This is a genomic window from Nocardia fusca NBRC 14340 (assembly GCF_001618425.1).
Taxonomy (GTDB): Bacteria; Actinomycetota; Actinomycetes; order Mycobacteriales; family Mycobacteriaceae; genus Nocardia; species Nocardia fusca.
The window spans coordinates 52,576-72,478 of record NZ_BDCU01000057.1; the positions used below are offsets into that span (position 1 = coordinate 52,576).

The 19,903-nt window shown below is 70.7% G+C and carries 17 protein-coding genes; 6 read left to right on the forward strand and 11 right to left on the reverse strand.

All coding sequences use genetic code 11. From position 1 onward, the window contains the following. Positions 1–89: 89 nt before the first annotated feature. From NF4_RS32580 to NF4_RS38310, 5 genes are all read right to left on the reverse strand, one after another. Positions 90–836 (reverse strand): ESX secretion-associated protein EspG, encoded by a 747-nt coding sequence (locus tag NF4_RS32580; RefSeq protein ID WP_063131243.1) that lies wholly within the window; start codon positions 834–836, stop codon positions 90–92. Beyond that, on the reverse strand, positions 833–2,095 hold the full coding sequence (locus NF4_RS38305) for a WXG100 family type VII secretion target (RefSeq protein WP_063131244.1): 1,263 nt from the start codon (positions 2,093–2,095) through the stop codon (positions 833–835). The genes NF4_RS32580 and NF4_RS38305 overlap by 4 nt, the downstream gene beginning before the upstream one ends. Continuing rightward, positions 2,088–2,474, reverse strand: coding sequence for a hypothetical protein (locus NF4_RS32590; RefSeq protein ID WP_063131245.1), 387 nt, complete (start codon positions 2,472–2,474; stop codon positions 2,088–2,090). The genes NF4_RS38305 and NF4_RS32590 overlap by 8 nt, the downstream gene beginning before the upstream one ends. Before the next feature lie 38 nt (positions 2,475–2,512). Beyond that, positions 2,513–3,196, reverse strand: a complete 684-nt coding sequence (locus NF4_RS32595) for an alpha/beta hydrolase (protein WP_063131246.1) — start codon at positions 3,194–3,196, stop codon at positions 2,513–2,515. 103 nt (positions 3,197–3,299) lie between these two features. Continuing rightward, a complete protein-coding gene (locus NF4_RS38310; RefSeq protein ID WP_063131247.1) occupies positions 3,300–4,034 on the reverse strand; it encodes a hypothetical protein in 735 nt (244 codons plus the stop codon). 227 nt (positions 4,035–4,261) lie between these two features. Here NF4_RS38310 and NF4_RS32605 point away from each other — a divergent pair, with 227 nt between their 5' ends. Together NF4_RS32605 and NF4_RS32610 are read left to right on the forward strand one after the other, a co-directional pair. Beyond that, entirely contained in the window at positions 4,262–5,434 is a 1,173-nt protein-coding gene (locus NF4_RS32605) for an acyl-CoA dehydrogenase family protein (RefSeq protein WP_063131248.1), read from the forward strand. 9 nt (positions 5,435–5,443) lie between these two features. Next, positions 5,444–6,571, forward strand: coding sequence for an acyl-CoA dehydrogenase family protein (locus NF4_RS32610; RefSeq protein ID WP_063131249.1), 1,128 nt, complete (start codon positions 5,444–5,446; stop codon positions 6,569–6,571). A 34-nt stretch (positions 6,572–6,605) separates the two neighbouring features. Here the strand turns inward: NF4_RS32610 and NF4_RS32615 are convergent, their stop codons facing one another. Continuing rightward, positions 6,606–7,241, reverse strand: a complete 636-nt coding sequence (locus tag NF4_RS32615; RefSeq protein WP_063131250.1) for a phosphoribosyltransferase — start codon at positions 7,239–7,241, stop codon at positions 6,606–6,608. Further along, positions 7,241–8,107, reverse strand: a complete 867-nt coding sequence (locus NF4_RS32620; protein ID WP_063131251.1) for a carbon-nitrogen hydrolase family protein — start codon at positions 8,105–8,107, stop codon at positions 7,241–7,243. The genes NF4_RS32615 and NF4_RS32620 overlap by 1 nt, the downstream gene beginning before the upstream one ends. 60 nt (positions 8,108–8,167) lie before the next feature. On the opposite strand from NF4_RS32620, the gene NF4_RS32625 reads away from it, so the two are divergent. Together NF4_RS32625 and NF4_RS32630 are read left to right on the forward strand one after the other, a co-directional pair. After that, entirely contained in the window at positions 8,168–9,970 is a 1,803-nt protein-coding gene (locus tag NF4_RS32625) for a DEAD/DEAH box helicase (protein WP_232330750.1), read from the forward strand. Between the two features lie 104 nt (positions 9,971–10,074). Next, on the forward strand, positions 10,075–13,416 hold the full coding sequence (locus tag NF4_RS32630; protein ID WP_063814770.1) for a bifunctional RecB family nuclease/DEAD/DEAH box helicase: 3,342 nt from the start codon (positions 10,075–10,077) through the stop codon (positions 13,414–13,416). A 119-nt stretch (positions 13,417–13,535) separates the two neighbouring features. Here NF4_RS32630 and NF4_RS32635 read toward each other — a convergent pair whose 3' ends face one another. Continuing rightward, positions 13,536–14,714 (reverse strand): amino acid deaminase/aldolase, encoded by a 1,179-nt coding sequence (locus NF4_RS32635; protein ID WP_063131262.1) that lies wholly within the window; start codon positions 14,712–14,714, stop codon positions 13,536–13,538. A 39-nt stretch (positions 14,715–14,753) separates the two neighbouring features. Further along, the gene (locus NF4_RS32640) at positions 14,754–15,170 is read right to left on the reverse strand and encodes a TetR family transcriptional regulator (protein WP_232330751.1); all 417 of its coding nucleotides are present in this window, start codon (positions 15,168–15,170) and stop codon (positions 14,754–14,756) included. A 475-nt stretch (positions 15,171–15,645) separates the two neighbouring features. Here NF4_RS32640 and NF4_RS32645 point away from each other — a divergent pair, with 475 nt between their 5' ends. Then, entirely contained in the window at positions 15,646–16,404 is a 759-nt protein-coding gene (locus NF4_RS32645) for a tyrosine-protein phosphatase (protein ID WP_063131253.1), read from the forward strand. Between the two features lie 3 nt (positions 16,405–16,407). Here the strand turns inward: NF4_RS32645 and NF4_RS32650 are convergent, their stop codons facing one another. Together NF4_RS32650 and NF4_RS32655 are read right to left on the reverse strand one after the other, a co-directional pair. Next, positions 16,408–17,760 (reverse strand): class I adenylate-forming enzyme family protein, encoded by a 1,353-nt coding sequence (locus tag NF4_RS32650; protein ID WP_084533745.1) that lies wholly within the window; start codon positions 17,758–17,760, stop codon positions 16,408–16,410. 116 nt (positions 17,761–17,876) lie between these two features. After that, positions 17,877–18,671, reverse strand: a complete 795-nt coding sequence (locus tag NF4_RS32655) for an enoyl-CoA hydratase/isomerase family protein (RefSeq protein WP_063131254.1) — start codon at positions 18,669–18,671, stop codon at positions 17,877–17,879. A 38-nt stretch (positions 18,672–18,709) separates the two neighbouring features. Here NF4_RS32655 and NF4_RS32660 point away from each other — a divergent pair, with 38 nt between their 5' ends. After that, positions 18,710–19,735, forward strand: a complete 1,026-nt coding sequence (locus NF4_RS32660) for a glutathione S-transferase family protein (protein WP_063131265.1) — start codon at positions 18,710–18,712, stop codon at positions 19,733–19,735. Positions 19,736–19,903: the final 168 nt, after the last annotated feature.

Genomic DNA, 19,903 nt, shown 5'->3' on the forward strand with positions numbered 1-19,903 from the left:
CACCGGACGGCCACGGGCGCCGGCGTCCGCATCCCGCCATCGCGGCGGACGGTCTTCGTATCGTGCGGCCGGGGAGCGGGTCTCGCTACTCAGTGTTCGGCGTAGGCGACCGACCGCTGGGCGGCGGCGATCATGGGCCGCAGGGCGTTGGTGAAACCTTCGGCGCCCACCGGGGCGATCTCGACATCCTTGCCGGTGTGGACCGCGTAGCGGCCGTCGCCGGTGATATCCACCCAGCACAGCACACCGAACGGCGCCGGCCCGGTGGGCCGGTGCACCGACACCACGATCTGGCCGATCCCGTCGCGGGGCAGTGTGAGCCGCTTACGGATCCGGGTCGCCACGGTGGGCCCGGCCACCGGAACGGTCACCCGGTCTCGGCCGTCCTCGACGACCTCGCTGCGCGCCGCGCGCAGCCGCCCTCCGGTGCCGGCGGCCGTGGCCGGCAGGGCCGCGATCACCCGGACCGGCAGCGAGCCGGCGGTGCCGGCGGTGATCCGCAGTTCGCCGCCCCGGTCCGGATCCGGCGCCGGCCGCTGGGTCGCGACCACCCCGATACGGCCCGCCGAGGCGCCGAGTATCCGCACGGCAGGGGTCCGGTCACCGTCCTGTCCGAACGTCTCCACGCTCACCTCGGGACGGGCCAGCACCCGGAGCGCGGCCTCCAGGTCGGCGTCGAGCGTGCCGTCGCACCACTGCCGCAGGGCGGGTAGCTGGGCGGTGCGCTCGACGGAATCGCGAGCCGACAGGCGTACCGCCAGCGGATAGGGAATACGGTCGCCGACGGTCCGTTCCCATGCCAGCGCGAACTGGTCCGGGGTGAGGAGCCAGTTCACTCCTCTTCCGTCCACTCACCCAGCACCGGCGGAATGGTGGGCTCCAGGGCGCCGATCAACTGCCCGGCCGGTTCGGCCGCCTCCAGATAGGTGAGTTCCTCGTCGGCGAAGTGCAGATCGTCCCCGGCCGGAACGGTCCGCTCGGTGCGCGGCGCCACCGGGGCGCCGGACCGGACGGTATCGGCCGCCATGGCACCGCCCATCAACCCCCCGATGGCCCCCGCACCCATCCCGGTGACCGCCTCGCCTCCCGCGGACCGCTGCTGTTCGTCCCGGGAACGTTCCTGGTCACCGGTCGAACCCGCCGGACGGACCGGGGCGGCGAACAATGGGACACCCGCCGCCACGGCGGGACTGGCCGGCGCGGCCCCGGCGGTGACCGGCGCCGCCGCGGGCGCGGTGGCGGGCGCGATGATCTGCCCGGTGGCCGCCGCGGTCGTGCTCTCGGGGCCGGAACCGGACGGAGCGAGGTCCGGGGTATCGGACCGGACACCGGAGACCGTGACCGCTGGTGAACCGAGTTCGTCCGGGGCCGCTGCTCCGGACGGAGCCGCGGCCGGCTGCCCGTCCACCATGGTCGTCCCCGCGAGCGCGGCGGAAGGCCGCTGTCCCGTCGTGGTTTCCGGGCTCGGTGCCGCGGGCGCGGCCGGGGCCGCACCGGCCGGCACCTCGGCGCCGGGCAGCGCGTCCGGGAGGTCGGGAAAGGCGGGGACCTGGGCTCCCGTCGGAATGAAGGCGCCGGTGTAGACGCTGTCCATCACCCGGACCACCTCGGCGCGATCATCCTCGGCGGTTCGCTGCGCGGCGATATTGTCGGTGGCCGCATGCGGGTCCAGCAGCGCCGCCGCGAGATCTGGTTCCGCGCCGGCGGGTTCGGGGACCGCGGCGCGCAGTGTTTCCGCGGCATCCCCGGCCCGGCCGAGCCGCTGCCCGACGGTGGCGAGCACGTCGGCGAGGTGCCGCCCGGCGGCCTCGAAATCACGGACCGCGGCCGCGGCCAGCCCGGCCGCCGAACCGCGCCAGCCGTCGGCGATGGCGCCGCGGATCTCGGTATGCGCCTGTGCCACCGCGTCGCTGAGGCCGGTCGCCGCGCCCTGCCAGGCCTGCCCGCCGCTCTGTAGGACCGACGGGTCCATGGCGGCCACCCCGGCGTGGATCTGCCGGTGGGTGAGGTTGTCGAATACCTCCACGGTGGGGGCGTACTCGGGATCGACGCGGTAGTGCACACCGCGCGCCCCGGCGCGGGGTAGTTCACGCACCGGAGACCCCCGTCGGCTCGGCGGCGCCGACGAGCGCCGCGGCGATATCGGTATCGGATTCGCGGTAGGCCGCCGCGGCGGCCCGGAAGGTGTGCGCGAGTTGCCGGGCGGTATCGGAGTACCGGCGCAGCGCCGCGATCGCGTCGGTGGCCTTGCCCTCGAATCCGGAGCGCAGTGCCGCACCCGAGTCGAAGCCCCCGAAGCCGGGCAGCGATACCGCCGCGGACAGCGTGTCGATCTGCGCGTCCACCTGGTCGGCGAGTTGTTCGTAGCGCAGTGCGCACTGTTCCGGCGCACCTTCGGCCACCAGGACGCCGTCGATCCACAGCTGCCCGTCTTCGACGGCGGAATCGAGTGTGGTGATCGCATTCGGCTGCATCGTGTCCCCCTTCCTGCTCCGCTGTCACACAGCGGATTTCACGGTCGTCGCACCGGCCCCGCGACGATCTCCTGCGTCCACTGCACGATATCCGCCGTCACCCGGGCGCGCACGCGCTCGTGCAGCAGATCGTGTCCGGCATCGGCGTATTCGCGCAGTTCCACCGCCTCGCGCCGCCGCGCCCACGCCCGGACCGGGTCGATCGGCGCCCGGCGGTCGTCCACCCCGTGGACGGCCAGGACCGGGGGGAGCCGCGGCCCGGCGGGATCGGCGCGATCGTCGAGGGCGCGCGCCGGAGTACCGCACAGCACCAGCCCGGCCGGCAGGTCGGCCGGTACGGCCGGGTTCGCCGCGACGGCGGGATCCAGGGCGGGCGGGGTGGCGCCCAGCGCCGCGAGCGCGGTGATCGCCCCGAGCGAATGTCCCATGAGCGTGAGGGGGAGTTCCGGAGCCTGCGCCCGTGCCAGGGCGAAGAACGTGGCCGCGTCGGCGACGAGTTCGGACAGCACCGGCCGGGCGCCGGGATCGCCTTCACTGAGGCCCTGGCCCGCCGGGTCCAGCGTCCAGACGGCGATACCCACCCCGTTCAACTGCCGGGCGAACTCGTGGTAGTGCCCGCTGTGCTGGCCGGTACCCGGCAGCAACACCAGGCCCGTCGCGGCCCCGGCGACCGGCCGGTTCCGATAGTGCAGGCGGCCGCGCACGCCGTCGAAGAAACCCATGGCCGGATTCTGGCAAAGAATGACAGGCCGTTGGGGAGCCACGATCGGCGGCGGTGGCCGTCTCGTCCGGGCCGGCGCGGACCGTATCGTCCGCGCCGGCGGATCAGGCCGGGGCGGGCGCGGGCGCCGGCGCGGGGGCCGGTTCCGGCGCCGGCGCAGGTGCGGGGGCCGGAGCGCCCGGTTCCGCGGGCGGCGCGGCGGGCGCGGACTGCGGCGCCGGCGCGGGGGCCTCGGGCACCGGGAACATGCCGACCGTGGGCGTCATCACACAGAGCGCGCCCGGGTAGTTGATGGTGCCCCACATGGACGCGAGGACGGTACCCGGACCGCTGTCCACGGTCCGGGACAGCGACGGGGTGCCGAACTCGGTCCGGTCGTCGAGCATGTCGAGACCGCTGCGTCCGTTGTTGATATTGATCCAGGCGACGACGAGGCCGGAGGCCTGCGGGATACCCGGATGCCCGGGGGTCGCGTGGAAGGTCAGAGTGCCGGGGGTACCGCTGATGTTGGCGCTGGGGCCGTTGGCGGTGCCGGCCGCGATGATGGTCGTGATCGGGCCGTTGCTGCCGCAGCCGAAGGTGGGCGCCGCGTAGACGAAGGGGGTGTAGAGGCCGATGGTGCTGATGTGGTTGGCCGCGACGTGATCGGCATAGCGGTCCAGCGCGTCCACACCGGCGTGAGTTTCCGGTTTGTCGGCGGTCTGCTCGGTGAGCGCCTGCATGGCCGCTTCGGCCGGAGTGGGCGCGGGTGCGGCGGCCGCCGGTGTGAAGGCGAGCGCTGCGCTGATTCCGAGGGCGGCTGCCGTGGCCGCGGTGCGCGCGACAATTTTGTTGTGCACTGCTGACTCCCTACATCCGATCGGGGCGACGGTGCCGGATCCGGCCGGCGACCCCCCGCCCACCGCAGCAAAGTACCAGGCCCGTCAGGTTGCCGCCCGGTCACACTCCGCTCTCGTCCGCCGTGATCGGCCCTGCGCTCCCGGCGCATGTGATGCACTCGACACGGCAGGATCGGGGAGGGGTGTAAATTCTATGCGGGACAATCGAGACATATTTGGAGATGTGTATGAAATTAACTCTGTCTCCCGACGAGGTCGCCTTCCGTGACGAGCTGCGGAAGATCTACACCACCGCGATCCCGGCCGAGATCCGGAAACGCGTGAAATACGGTCACGAACTGTCCCGCGAGGACGTCGTGACCTCCCACCGGATCCTCAACGAGCACGGCCTGGCCGTACCGAACTGGCCGGTCGAATGGGGTGGCAAGGACTGGACCCCGATGCAGCGGCATCTGTGGCAGGACGAGATGCAGCTGGCCAGCGTGCCGGACCCGCTGACCTTCAACGCCACCATGGTCGGCCCGGTCATCGCGCAGTTCGGCTCCGAGGAGCTCAAGAAGCGTTTCCTGCCCGCCACCGCCAACCTCGACATCTGGTGGTGCCAGGGCTTCTCCGAACCCGACGCCGGTTCGGACCTGGCCTCGCTGCGCACCACCGCCGTGCGCGACGGTGACTCCTACATCGTCAACGGCCAGAAGATCTGGACCACCCTCGCCCAGTGGGCAGACTGGATCTTCTGCCTGGTCCGCACCGACCCGAACGCCCCGAAGAAGCAGGCCGGGATCTCCTTCCTCCTGTTCGACGTGAAATCGCCCGGTGTCACCATCCGGCCGATCAAACTCATCGACGGCGGCTACGAGGTCAACGAGGTCTTCTTCGAGAACGTGCGCGTCCCGGCCGACCAGCTGGTCGGCGAGGAGAACATGGGCTGGACCTACGCCAAGTTCCTGCTCGGCAACGAACGCACCGGGATCACCGCCGTCGCCCGTACCAAGGTGCGGATCGGCGTGGCCAAGGAATACGCGGCCGCCACCGCATCGGGTTCCGGAACCCTGCTGGAAGATCCGCTGTTCGCGGCGCGTATCGCCGAACTGGAGAACGAGCTGCTCGCGCTGGAACTGACCCAGTTGCGGGTGGTGTCCAACTCGACCGAGGGCAAACCGAATCCCGCCTCGTCGGTGCTGAAGATGCGCGGTTCGGAGCTGCAGCAGGCCGCCACCGAGCTGGTGCTCGATATCGCCGGCCCCGACGCGCTGCCGGTGCACGCCGCGGATATCGCCTCGCCGGACTGGGCGCAGCGCTCGGGTCCGAGTTATCTCAACTACCGCAAGACAACCATCTACGGAGGTTCCAGCGAGGTGCAGCGCACCATCATCGCCTCCTCGATCCTCGGATTGTGAGGTCAGGTTATGGATTTCGATCTCACCGATGAACAGGCCCTGCTCCGCGACACGGTGCGCGACCTGCTGAATCGCCATTACAGCCCGGAATCCCGGCTGGAGGTCATCGGCACCGACCTCGGCTGGAGCCGGCAGGTCTGGAATCAGCTCGCCGAACTGGGCGTGCTGGGGCTGAGCTTCGCCGAGAAGGACGGCGGTATGGAGGCGGGCCCGGTGGAGACCATGCTGGTGCTCGAGGAGATCGGGCGGCGGCTGGCGCCGGAACCGCTGCTCGACGCGGTTGTGGTACCGGGCGGGCTGATCAGCGCGGTGGGCACGCCCGACCAGCGCCAGCGCATCCTGCCCGAGGTCGCCGCCGGGTCGAAACTGCTGGCCTTCGCACACGGTGAACCCGGCACCCGCTGGCCCGACCACGCGATCGCCACCACGGCCACCGCCCGGGGCGAGGGCTACACGCTCAGCGGTACCAAGAACCCGGTACCGCACGGCGACTGCGCCGACGAGCTGGTGGTCAGCGCGACCCTGCCCGACGGCGGTCTGGGCCTGTTCCTGGTCGCCGGCGACGCCACCGGGGTGACCCGGACCTCCTACGCGACGGTCGACGGCCTGCGCGGCGCCCAGATCGTCCTCGACGGCGCACCGGCCGAACTGCTCGGCACCGGCGGCGACGCCACGAGTGCCGTGGACGAGGTACTCGCCCGGGCCCAGGCCGGGTTGTGCGCGGAATCGATCGGGGCGATGGAGGAGTCGCTGCGGCTGACCACCGACTATCTGAAGACCCGTAAACAGTTCGGGGTCACGCTGTCGAAGTTCCAGACCCTCACCCAGCGCGCCGCGAACATGTACGTCTCGCTGGAGCTGGCCCGCAGCATGAGCTACTACCTCACCGCGTCGCTGGTCGACGGTGCCGCAGACCCGGTCATCGCATCCCGGGCGCGGCTGCAGGTCAGCCGGTCGGCCAAGCATATCGGCCAGGAATCGGTGCAGATGCACGGCGGGATCGGCGTCACGTCCGAATACCCGGTGAGCCACTACATGGCCCGGCTCACCGCCATCGAGCGCACGCTCGGTAGCTCGCTGGAGCATCTGCGGGTGCTGACCGCGCAGGTCGCCGGCTACGCCCAGCCCGAGCTGTAACCCGGCCCGCCCGGCTCCGGACGCCCGGTACCGTTCACCGGGCGTCCGGCCGGAGCAGGTCGGTCACCTCGGCGTCGTCGAGCTGGTGGAAATCGCGGTAGGCGCCGCCCACCCCGGCCAGCGCGGACGGCGCCTGCGGGCACACCACCTCGTCGGCTTCGGCGCGGATCCGGTCGAGCGCCTCGGGTGCCGACACCGGCACCGCGACCACGATCCGCCGCGGTTGCCGGGCCCGGGCCACCCGGCAGGCCACGACCACGGTCGCCCCCGTGGCCACCCCGTCGTCGACGATCACCACGGTCCGGTCCCGCAGCGGGATCGGCGGGACGTCACCGCGCCAGATGATGCGGCGGCGGTCCAGTTCGGCGCGTTCGTCCGCCTCGATGGCCTCGAGCCGCGCCCGGTCCAGTCCGGTCTGGCGCAGTACATCGGCATTGAGCACCCGCGCGCCCTCCTCGCCGATCGCGCCCGCCGCGAGCTCCGGCTGCCAGGGCACCCCGAGTTTGCGGACCAGCAGGATATCGAGGTCACCGCCGACGATGTCGCGGACCGCCGCCGCCACCGGAACCCCGCCCCGGGGCAGTCCGAGCACCAGCGGGTACTCCGCACGCAGGTGCGTCAGTTCGCTTCCCAGTGCGCGCCCGGCGGTGAGACGGTCGGCGTAGAGCATTACCTTTCGACGCTACTCGCTTCCGGGGCGGTCACCACGAATCTGCGCAGCGCAAGGCTCGGATTGGTCCGCCGGACCCGGTCCACCAGGCCGGACTCCAGCTCCGCGACGGCGATACCGGGCGCGTCGGCCAGTTCGGCCAGCACCCGGCCCGCGGGGTCGACGATCATCGAGGCGCCGGCGCCGCGCGGTCCGCACTGGTCGGCCGCGGCCACATACACCGTGTTCTCGATGGCCCGGGCGCGCAGCAGAGTGGTCCACTGGTCGACCTTGCCCGGTCCGGGAATCCACTGCGCGGGCAGCAGCAGGACCTGCGCGCCGGCCACGGCCAGCCGCCGGAAACCCTCCGGGAACCGGAGATCGAAACAGGTCTGCAGACCGAAGGTGAGACCGTCGGCGGTGAACAGTGCCGGTTCGTCCACCGGTCCGGGCGCCACCACCTCCGATTCGCGCTGACCGAACGCGTCGTAGAGGTGCACCTTGCGGTAGCGGGTCCGCAGCGATCCGTCGGGACCGAGCACGACCAGGGTGTTGTGGATCCGTTCGTCACCGGGTGGGGCCGTCTCCACCACCCCGGCGACCAGGTACACCCCCGTCTCGGCGGCCAGCCCGGCCAATGCGGTGACGTACGGGCCGTCGAGCGGTTGCGCGGCGACCAGGGCCCGCTCGTCGAGCCGGCCGAGCGCGAACATCGAGTACTCGGGAGCCACCACGATCCGGGCGCCCTGCTCGGCCGCGGCCCGCACCCGCGCGGTGAGTGCGACGAGGTTGGCATCGATATCGGTATGTGGTGCGAACTGCACGACCGCGAGAACCGTCGCGCCGTCGTGCGGGGGGTCGGAGAGCTCGGTGGGGGCGGCGTTCATGGTGACACCGTATGGGCCGGTGGGCCGGACGACCAGGCCGTACCAGTAAACTTCTGGTCAATGAGCACCAATGAGGGCGAAGACAACCTGGGCGAGCACCCCGGCGAGACCGAACCCGAAACCGCCGGACCGTCCTTCGCAGATCTCGGTATCGATGACCGCATCCTTTCGGCCATCGCCGACGTCGGCTACGAATCGCCCTCCCCTATCCAGGCCGCGACCATCCCGCCGCTGCTGGAGGGCACGGATGTGGTCGGTCTGGCGCAGACCGGCACCGGTAAGACGGCGGCCTTCGCCATCCCCATCCTGATGGGCCTGCTGCAGGAGCAGCCCACCGGCAAACAGCCGGCCGCGCTGGTGCTCGCGCCTACTCGGGAACTGGCGATCCAGGTCGCCGAGGCGTTCGGCCGCTACGCCACGCATATGCCGGGCACCCATGTCCTGCCGATCTACGGTGGCCAGAGCTACGGGGTTCAGCTGTCCGGTCTCCGGCGCGGCGCCCAGGTCGTGGTGGGGACGCCGGGCCGGGTGATCGATCATCTGGAAAAGGGCACCCTGGACCTGTCGAAGCTGCGCTATCTGGTGCTCGACGAGGCCGACGAGATGCTGAAGATGGGGTTCCAGGAGGATGTGGAGCGCATCCTCGCCGACACCCCGGCCGAGAAGCAGGTGGCGCTGTTCTCCGCGACCATGCCCGCGGCCATCCGCAAGATCTCCAAGCAGTACCTGCGCGAACCGGTCGAGATCACGGTCAAGTCCAAGACCAGCACCGCCACCAATATCGCCCAGCGCTGGGTGCTGGTATCGCATCAGCGCAAACTCGACGCGCTCACCCGGATCCTCGAGGTGGAGTCCTTCGAGGCCATGATTATTTTCGTGCGCACCAAACAGGCCACCGAGGAACTGGCCGAGAAACTGCGCGCCCGCGGTTTCTCCGCCGCGGCCATCAACGGCGATATCGCCCAGGCCCAGCGGGAACGGACCATCGGCCAGCTGAAGGCGGGCACCCTGGACATCCTGGTCGCCACCGATGTCGCCGCCCGCGGACTCGACGTGGACCGGATCTCGCATGTCGTGAACTACGACATCCCGCACGACACCGAGTCCTACGTGCACCGCATCGGTCGCACCGGTCGCGCGGGCCGCAGCGGCGAGGCCCTGCTGTTCGTCGCCCCACGCGAACGCCATCTGCTCAAATCCATCGAACGCGCCACCCGGCATCCGCTGACCGAGATGCAGCTGCCCAGCATCGACGATGTGAACGCCCAGCGGGTCGCGAAGTTCGGCGACGCCATCACCGAGAACCTCAGCTCGGACAACCTCGCCCTGTTCCGCAAACTGATCGAGGACTACGAGCAGGAGCACAACACCCCGCTGGCCGATATCGCGGCCGCGCTGGCGGTGGCGGCGCACGACGGTGAGACCTTCTTCCTCGAACCCGAGCCGGAGCCGGTGGAGCGGCCGCGCCGCGAACGGGCACCGCGCCGGTTCGAGGAGGGTGGTTTCGAGGAGCGTCGCGGTCCGTCCCGGCATCGCGCGACCGGCGCGGAGCTGGCCACCTACCGCATCAGCGTGGGCAAACGGCACCGGGTGGTGCCCGGCGCGATCGTCGGCGCCATCGCCAACGAGGGCGGCCTGCGGCGCAGCGATTTCGGGCATATCAGTATCCGGCCGGACCACAGCCTGGTGGAACTGCCCGCCCAGCTGCCGCCGGAGACGCTGGAGGCATTGCGCAGCACCCGTATCAGCGGTGTGCTGATCCAGCTGCAGCTCGATCAGGGCGCGCCCGGGCATCGCTCGATCGGCCGCGGTCCCCGCCGCGACGGCCCGAAACGTCAGGATCGCCGGAAACCGCGTTCCTGAGCCCACGGCCGTTCCACCAGGTCGCACCCGGTGGTTACAGTGGGGCCCGTCCGGCCCGCGCGCGAGCGCCGGCCGGGGTGGCACTGGGCGCAGGAGGGCCGTCGTTGTTCGTTGTCGGTGATCGGGTGGTGTACGGCGCCACGGATCTGGTGCGCGCCGCGCGTTGCGAATTCGCGCTGCTGCGTGCGCTCGACGCCGAACTGGGCACCGTAGGCCCGCTCCCCGGTGACGACAGCGACTGCGCGACAGCGGATCACGCTTCCGACGTCGCGGAGGCCACGGCATTCGACCGGGTACTCGGTGATATCCGGCAGCGGTACGCGGGCACGCTGATCGAGATCTCCCCTCCGGGAGCGCTTCCCGATTCGCTCGCGGCACTGTCCACCGCGCATACCGAGACCCTGGCCGCCGTCGACACCGGCGCCCCGGCGGTGCGCAATCCGGTCGTCTTCGACGGTGAGGTGTTCGCGGCCACCGATCTGCTGACCCGCACCGCCGACGGTATCCGGCTGCACGGCGTCGATACCGGCGGTTGCGGCCCGGTCGCCACGGCGCTGCGGATCACCGTCGCCGCCGCACTGTTCGAGCAACGGTCCATCCGGGTCGACCCGCAACTGTCGGTCCACTCGGAAACCGGAGTCCGGCCGGTCGCGCTCTCCGATACCCGGCCGGTTTATCTGGCCCGTCGGCACCGGATCGCCGAGATCCTGGCCGAGCATTCCAGCGAACTGCTGCCGGTGCAGTGGGGCGATCCGCGCTTCCGTGCCTGCCACCGGTGCGCCGTCTGCCGCGCCGCGCGCGCCGAGGCCCGGGATCTGCTGCTGGTCGCCGGAATGGACCTCCCCACGCGGGCCGCACTGCGGGCGGCCGGTGTCACCACCATCGACCGGCTCACCACCCGCACCGTCGCCGCGCCGGAGATACCCCCGCGCCTGCTGACCCGGTTGCGCACCCAGGCGGTCGTCCAACTGCGCCAGGAAAATTCCGGCCGCGGCGAATACGTCACCGCGGACCCGTCCGCCCTCGATATGCTGCCCGCCGCCACCCCCGGCGACCTCGCACTCCACGTGGACGAGGTCGCCCCCGGCCGGTTACGGGTCGAGGTCGCCGCCCGCGACACCGTCCGCCTGACCCGTGAGATTCCGCTCGAATCGCCGGGCGTCACGCCGGGCCCCGCGCGGCGGCACGAACTGCGCGCCGCCGGGCGCCGCGCCTTCACCGATATCCTCGCCGCGCTCACCGAGCCGCTGCTGGCCGATCCCGATCTGCACATCTACCACTACACCGCTGCCGCCCGTACGTTTCTGTTGCACACCGGTGCCCGGCTCGGCTTCGGTGAGGAAACCGTGGACGTGCTGCTGCGGGCGGGCACCCTGGTGGACCTGTATCCGATATTCCGGGGCGCTTTCGTCGCCGGATCGCAGACCTACGCGTTGCCCGCCGTCGCGGCCGTGCTCGGCGCCACCTCGGCGGGTTCCGGGGCCCACACCGTGCTGCGGCTCGCGGACCGGCTGCGCGAGCAGGCGGGCGAACCACCGGCCGGGCACGTCCAGACGCTGGAGCGCCTGCTGCGCGAAACGCCCTCGGCGCAACCCTCGTCCACAGAGGCCGCCCTGGCCGAATTCGCCGCCCGGCGGCCGGATGCGGAGGCGGCGGACCCCGCGGAGCCGCACCGGGTCGCCGCGCTGACCGCCGCGTTGCTCGGCTATCACCGCCGGGAACAGCAGACCGCTTGGTGGGCGCATATCGACCGGTTGACCCATCCGCCGGCCGACTGGGCCGCCGAACCCGGGGTCATGGTGGCCGATTCGGCCGCGGTCGATACGAAATGGCATATAGGTCCCGGTGATACGGTGCGCCGCTTCCTGCGGCTCACCGGCCGGCTGGCAGGTTCGGGCCTCGCGCCGGGCACCACGGTCTGCGTGGTCTACGAACCCGCCGGACGCGCGCCGCGGGCCGTCCGCACCTGCGGGACCGCCACCGTCCTCGGCTGTGCGATGGACACCGATTTCGCCGATACCGTGCGCTTGGAGGAGACGCTGGCGCCCGGGGCCGACCCGCACGACGAACTACCGGTCGCGCTGGCGCCGGCATTGCCGGAACCGCCCGTCGCCGCGGCGGACGCGACGGAGGATATCGGCCGGCAGTTGCTCGTCTCGCTGCCCGCGATCCCCGCGACCGCCCTGTTCGACCTGCTGACCCGCCGCCCACCCCGCCTCGGTGCCGCTGCCGCGGATTCCGCCGGGTCCCAACTACCGTCCGCCGGGGACGACCCGCGGGCCGCGATCACCGCGGTGCTGCGCGGCCTGGATCGCTCGTATCTCGCTGTGCAGGCGCCGACCGGGACCGGCCGGACCGCTGTTCTGGCCGATGTACTGGCCGCGCTGGTCACCGGGGACAACTGGCGGATAGGTATCGTCGCGCCGACCGCCGCGCCGGTCGAGAACCTGCTCGACGCGGTGGTGCGCGCGGGTGTGCTGCCCGAACTGGTCGCCAAGAGCGAGTCGGTGGCCGTGGCTCCCGAATGGCTGATCCTCGAAGCCGACCGTTACCCCCGGTTCCTGGCGAACGCGATCCGCGGCTGCGTCGTGGGGGGTACGCCCGCCGACTTCACCGACCCCCTGCGGATTCCGCGTGATTCGCTGGACCTCCTGGTGATCGCCGACGCGAACGCCTTCCCGCTGGCGACCACGGCCGCGGTCTCGGTGAGTGCCCGCAACCTGCTGCTCACCGGCGATCCGGCCGCCCGGTACGACCTCGATCCGGGACCGCATCCGGAACCGGTGCACACCCCGGCCCTCACCTGGCCGAGTTCCGGTCACGTGACGCTGCCCGCCACCCACGGCTACTTTCTGGGCCGGACCCGGCGCCTGCATCCGCGGCTGAGCGAGGCGCTGTCACCTCTCTACTTCGAAGGCCGGTTGCGGGCGTACCCGCCGCCCGCCGAGCCGTTCGCCGATGCCGTCGAACCCGGAATCGCCACGGTGCCGGTGGATCACCACGGCAACAGCACAGCCTCCGACGCCGAAGCCCGCGAGGTCCTGCACCAGATCCGAAACCTGCTGGGACAGCGATGGGACGACGGCACCGGGCCCCGGCTCCTGCAACCGCACGACATCGTCGTGGTGTCCCCCTACCGCGCCCAGGTGGGCCGGATCCGGGGCCTGCTGGCGCGGGCGCGATTCGAGGAGGTGCTGGTGGGCACCCCGGACCGGCTCCGAGGGCGGGAGGCGGCGGTGGTCCTGCTCTCCCTGGCGGCGTCGAGTCCCGAGGATTCGCCGATTCCCGTCGGTGCACTGCTGTCACCCGCGCTGGTACACGACGCGGTGGGCCGGGCCCGCCGGCGAGCGGTGATCGTACGCTCCCCTCTGCTCACCGAATTTCTCCCGGAGACCCTCGACGAATTGGCGAATATTTCGCGATTCGTCCGACTGGATAATCGATAGGCATTCGCGGACCGTTTCGTCCTGCTGGGACAGTCGGCGCAGTTTCCGGGAATTACTCGACCCCAGCGGGAATTACCGCTCGAATAATGCGTCCCCGCCGTATCGGATTCGGCCGCCGCTCATCCGAAACATTTACCTTCGCCACGATATGTCGGTACCGCCACGCGCGAGCCGTTACCGTCCACCAGATACAACCGGTCGAACCGTTCACACAGCTCACCGGCCTTGGCGTGCCGGAACCACACCCGGTCCCCGATCGACAGATCCGCGGCTCCGGCCAGCGGTGTCTGCACCTCGCCGGCCCCTTCCGTACCGAGCAGCCGCAATCCCTTCGGCCACACCGGCTGAGGCACCCGAGAAGCCCCCGCCGGCCCGGAGGCGATATATCCCCCGGCGAATACCGTGACCATTCCGGACGCGGGCCGGCGCAGGACCGGCAACGCGAAATACAGTGCGGGCCTTGGCCGGAACGATCGATATCCGTCGAACAGAGTCGGTACGTACAGCCCCGATCCCGCGGTGATCTCGGTGACTCCCGGTGCGGCGGCGGATAATTCGATCGAACCCGTACCGCCGCTGTTGACGATCTCGAGCGGACCGGTCACCGCCCGCACGGCGTCCAGCACCGCGCCGCGGCGCCGGCCGATCTCCCGGGCGGAGGCCTTCTTCACCAGGCGCACCGGCAGCGAGGTGTCCGGCAGTCCGGCGATCTGCGCCTCGTAGGTCATCAGCCCGACCACCCGGAACCCGCGGCCGACGGCCGTCTCGGCCAGTTCGGCGGCCTGTTCCGGGGTCCGGATCGGCGAGCGGCGCACCCCGAGATGCACAGGACCGATCCGCAGCGAGGCGTCCACATCCAGGCAGACCCGGGGATGTACGGTCGCGCTGCCGACCGCGGCACGGACGAGGTCCAGCTGTGCCACATCGTCGATCATCAGCGTGATCGCCTCGAGCAGGACCGGGTCGCTGCCGAGTTCGGCCAGCGCCGCGCGATCGGCGCTCGGGTACCCGAGCAGTACATCGCGAGCGCCCTGCCGGACCAGCCAGATCGCCTCGGCGAGCGAATACGACATGAGGCCGGCGAAACCACCCGCGGCGGTCAGTCCGGCGCCGAGCACTTCCTCGAGGACCGCGCGGCAGCGCACAGATTTACTGGCCACCCGGATGGGCCGGCCCGCCGCCCGGCGCACCAGGTCGGCGGCATTGGCCCGCAGGGCGGTGAGGTCCACCGCGGCCAACGGCGGATCGAGATCCGCGGTGGCCGCATACAGAGGGGCAATCGGCGAGGTCGCACTCACCCGGACCACTCAACCACCGTACTGGTCGAACGTCCAGCTTTATCGGGACGGGTTTCCGGCGTCGATCGCCCGGGTGACCAGATTGGAGACCAGATCGTCGAAGGCGACCAGGACGACCTCGTCGTCACAATCGGCCAGCCACCGCAGCACCGAACCCTGGACCACCATCATCACGTAGGACGCCACCGATTCGACGGGCTCGATCCAGCGGGTACCCGAACGGGCGGCACACAGCTCGAGCCATTCGATCACATCACGCTGCTGGGCACGCTGCCGCTCGGAGACCACCGGGTCGGGCACATAGTCCGCGGTCGAATCCCAGTGCCGGCACAAGGTCTGCACGGTCTTGGAGTAGGCGTGGATCTGCTGCACCGGCGTCGACTTGACCAACGGCCAGTAGGCGCTCACCCCGGCGTGCAGCAACACCCGCAACGCCCGTAATCCGGTGATATCCATAACCGCGTCTGCATGATCGACCGCTTCACGCACGGCCGACCGGATCCGGACCTCCGCTATTTCTCCACGTACGCCCAACGCAAGCTCCCTCGGCAAACAACTCGCACACTCCGGACCGAAAACTCGGCACCGCAGTGGCCGGCCGGATCGGTAGGCATAGTCGGGAAGTTGCGCTGCCTATCCAATCCGTCTTCTCGATATTAGAAGGTTTTCGGGGTTTGAGAACAGTTCTGCCGGGAAATCCATACCCGAAGACTGTTTTTACGGCCCCTTCGGGACCGATACCTCATACCCCGGAAGCCCGGTACACCTGCGTCCGGCCCACCTTGGACCGACCCGTCGGGAGACGTACCCGTACCGCCACAGCGCCTCATGACAGAGACCATCGGCCAGTCTACGACCGGGCCCCGCTGATCTTCGACGGCTGTGCGGCATCACACAACGCGCACCGTCGGGCGGCAGTTAGCCTGATGCGGTGACAAGCTCTCCCCTCGCCGGGCATCTCCGGATCAGCGGCACATTCAACTTTCGAGATCTCGGCGGATTGCGTCTGCACGGCGGCGGGACGACACGACCCGGAGTCCTGCTCCGCTCGGCTCAGCTCAGCCGGCTCGACGACGCCGGCCACTCCACCCTCCGGGAACTGGGCGTGGGGGCGGTCCACGATCTGCGCGGCCACCTGGAGATCGAACGCGCCGGCGCCGACCATCTGCCCCCGGAGATCCGGCTGAACATCACCCCCTTCGACGACGGAACCGTCACCGCGCCCCCGCACGAGGCGGGCGCCGGCCGGCAGGACGCGCCCGGCGCCGCGCTCGCCTACATGATGGACGTGTACCGCAACTTCCCGGCCCGGCCCGAGGCGCACGCTGCCATCACCGCCCTGGCCGAGGCGATCGTCGCCGACCGCGGAGCCGTCCTGGTGCACTGCGCCGCCGGTAAAGACCGCACCGGCTGGACCATCGCCACGCTGCTACGCGCGGTCGGGGTCACCGAATCCGAGATCCTCGGCGACTACCTGCTGAGCAACCAGGCGGTCGCCGAACTGCGCACCTCGCTGAAGGACGAGTTCGGCGCGGACCTGCCGCAGGCCGTACTCGAGGTCCGGGAGGAGTACCTGCGCGCGGGCCTCGAATCCGGGATCGAACTGCACGGTGATTTCGATGCCTATCTACGCGCCGTGGGGCTCACGCCCGACCTGCGGGAGCGGCTGCGGGAACGACTCGTCGCCTGACGCTCAGGCGCTGCGCCGGACCAGACCGTCGGTGCCGATGCACACATGGTCGCCGGTATGGAACCAGCTGCCGGTGAAGCGGTCGGCGGTGCGCTGTGGATCGTTCCAGTAGCGCCTGGTCACATTGGGGCCGCGGCACAGCAGTTCGCCGCGCCCCGACGCGGCCTCCGGTCCGCACAGCGCCAGCTCGGTACCGCCGAACGGGAACCCGAGCACAGTACCGTCGGCGTCGGCGGCCGGACCGGCGGTCGGCCCCAGCGCGAGCCCGATCCCGCTGGTCTCCGTCGCACCCCACACCGACCACTGCCGGGCCGAGGGGAAGACCGTACCGAGATCACCGGCGGACGCCGACGCGTGATCCCCCGCCTCGGCGCGATGACCGGCCGTGCTGATCCGGATCACCCGCTCGGTGCACAATCCGTCGGCACGCCCCGCGGCCAGCTCCGGCAGCAGGCCGCCGAGAATACGGGTACTGGCCGCGAGCGTATCCACGCCCTCCTCGGCGATCGCCGCCGCCACCGCACCGGCGCCCTGGGCCAGGACCACGGTGCCCCCCACCGCGAAGGTGGGCAGCAGCTGATCGACACAGCCGCTGGCGTGGGCCAGCGGCTGCAGCACGAGATTGCGCATCCCGTCGGTGGGCAGATCGAGGGCGGCGACCATCGAGCGGATGGCGGAGAGCAGATTCTCGTTGGTCAGTTCCACCCCGGTCGGCACGGCACCCGCCCCGGCCCCGCTGGTGTAGCAGAGCAGCGCCAGATCGCCGAGCGCCGCACCGTCGTCGATGAACGCGGCGCCGTCGGGCAGATCGGCGGCCCAGCGGCTGTCGCTGTGCGTGGCCCCGCAACCCCGGTCGGGCGCGCCCAGGACGAAATCGGCATCGCTGTCGGCGATGACCTTGTCGGCCGCCTCACGCGGCAGCCCGTACTGGACCAGAACCGGTACCGCCCCGCTGAGCAGCGCCCCGAGGAACGCCTGCACCCAGCGCACCCCCGGTGGCATGTGCACCGCGACCCGGTCCCCGTAGCCGATCCCGTGCTCCTGCAGCCCACCGGCCACCCGGGAGGCCGAATGCCACAGCTCCCGATAGGTCAGCCGGCCGCCGCCGACCTCGACCACGGCCTCCCGGTTGGAGAACGCGTGCACCTGGAGATCGAGGAGTTCGGTGAGGGCGGGGCTGAGGTTGCCGTAACGCAGAACGCCGTCCGCGCCCCGCGACAGCGGCGCCGCGGCGCCGGCGTCGACGATATGGAACTCCACCGGATCCGGCCGCCGGCCGGGCGCGCCGCCGGACTGCCGCACCGGACCGGCCGGACCGGCCGCGGGCCCGATGATCGTGGTCGTACCGCCTTGCATCGGACCTCCGCACAGTCGAACAGTCTGGCACCTGTGACTATATGACGCAGATCACAAGTTCGGGTGCGGAGTCGGCGAATCGCCCGGATCGGATGACGCAATCGTCATCCGATCGTTCAGCACCCCCGGTAGGTGGCCTTCCCGGGACCCAGTTCCAGGAAGCTGCGCACCGCCCGCGGCAGGTCCTCGGTGTCGAACAGGTCACCGGACACCCGCGGTGTCACCGAATCCGCGTGCGCCACCCCGCCCGACCGCCACGCTTCGACGATCCGCTTGGTGGCGGCGTGCGCGCGAGTGGGCCCCTCGGCCAGCCGATGGGCCAGCGCGACCGCCGCGGTGTCGAGATCCTCGTGGATCTGGTTGACCACGCCCCATTCGCGCATGGTCTGCGCGTCGTACAGATCGCCGGTCATCACCAGTTCGCGGGCCCGGCCCGACCCGGCCCGTTCGGCCAGCCGCTGCGGACCGCCCATCGACGGCGTCAACCCGACCACGATCTCCACCAGCCCGAACTTCGCCTTCGGCGCGGCCAGGATCAGATCGCAGGCCAGCGCGATCTCGAACGCCGCGGTGAGGGTGAGCCCGTGCGCGGCGAACAACACCGGGCACGGCAGCGCCTCGATCGGATGACTGATCCGAGCGAACAGGTCCTGCCACAGCTGGGCTCCCTGCGCGGCGGTGAGCCCGTCGAAGGTGTGTACATCCACCCCGCCCGAGACCACTTTGCCCTCGGCCCGGATCAGCAACGCGCGCGGCGGCCGCGCCGACAGCTCGGCGAGACCGGCGACCAGGGCGTCGAACATGGCCTGATCGAACAGGTTCAGCGGGGGGCTCGCCAGCGTCAACGTGGCGACCTCGGCACCGCCGGCGGTGACCGTGCGTTCCAGCCGGATGGGTTCGGTAGCGCTCATACCGTCAGCTTATGGGCCGGCCCTGCGAGACTGGTGCCATGACCGACTCGGAAACCGCACAGGGCACCTACGTCGAACCGGGCGAATTCAGACGCGATACCAACTACATCACCACCCGGATCACCGCCGACGGCCGCGACGGCTACCCGGTCGAACCGGGCCGCTACCGGCTGGTCGCCGCCCGCGCCTGCCCATGGGCCAACCGCACCCTGATCGCGCGCCGCCTGCTGGGCCTGGAATCGGTGATCTCGCTGGGCCTGTGCGGACCCACCCACGACAAACTCAGCTGGACCTTCGATCTGGACCCGGGCGGGGTGGACCCGGTGCTGGGGATCCCGCGCCTGCGCGACGCCTACCTGGCTCGTTTCCCCGACTATCCGCGCGGTATCACGGTGCCGGCGATCGTCGACGTACCGACCGGACAGGTCGTCACCAACGACTACGCGCAGATCACCCTCGACTTCTCCCTCGAATGGACCGAGTACCACCGCGACGGAGCGCCGCAGCTGTATCCGGAAGCGCTGCGCGCCGAGATCGACGAGGTGAACGCACGCGTGTTCCGCGAGGTGAACAACGGCGTGTACCGCTGCGGATTCGCCGGCGCCCAGGATGCCTACGACGCCGCCTACGACCGGCTCTTCACCGCCCTGGACTGGCTGTCGGACCGGCTGACCGGGCAGCGCTATCTGGTCGGCGACACCATCACCGAAGCCGATATCCGGCTGTTCACCACCCTGGCCCGGTTCGACCCCGTCTACCACGGCCATTTCAAATGCAACCGCAGCAAACTCAGCGAGATGCCGGTCCTATGGGCCTACGCCCGAGACCTGTTCCAAACCCCGGGTTTCGGCGACACCATCGATTTCACGCAGATCAAGGACCACTACTACAAAGTCCATACCGACATCAACCCGACCCGGATCGTCCCCAAGGGCCCGAACCTCGCCGGCTGGCTCACCCCCCACGGCCGCGAATCCCTCGGCGGCCGCCCCTTCGGCGACGGCACACCCCCACCACCCCCGGTCCCGGCCGAAGTAGTCCCGGAAGAGCACGGGGCCCAGTAGACGGGAACGCCGTAGGTGCGACGGGCGCGAACTGTTGACAGTCCGGCGGGTCAGTGGACCAGGAGTCGATGCGTATGGCCGCCGAGCAGTGGGCTAGTGGGCTCGCTCCCTGAAGAGTGGACCTGCTCGCGAAAGTGAGGACGTGAACCTGCTCGCAAAGGTGCTGTG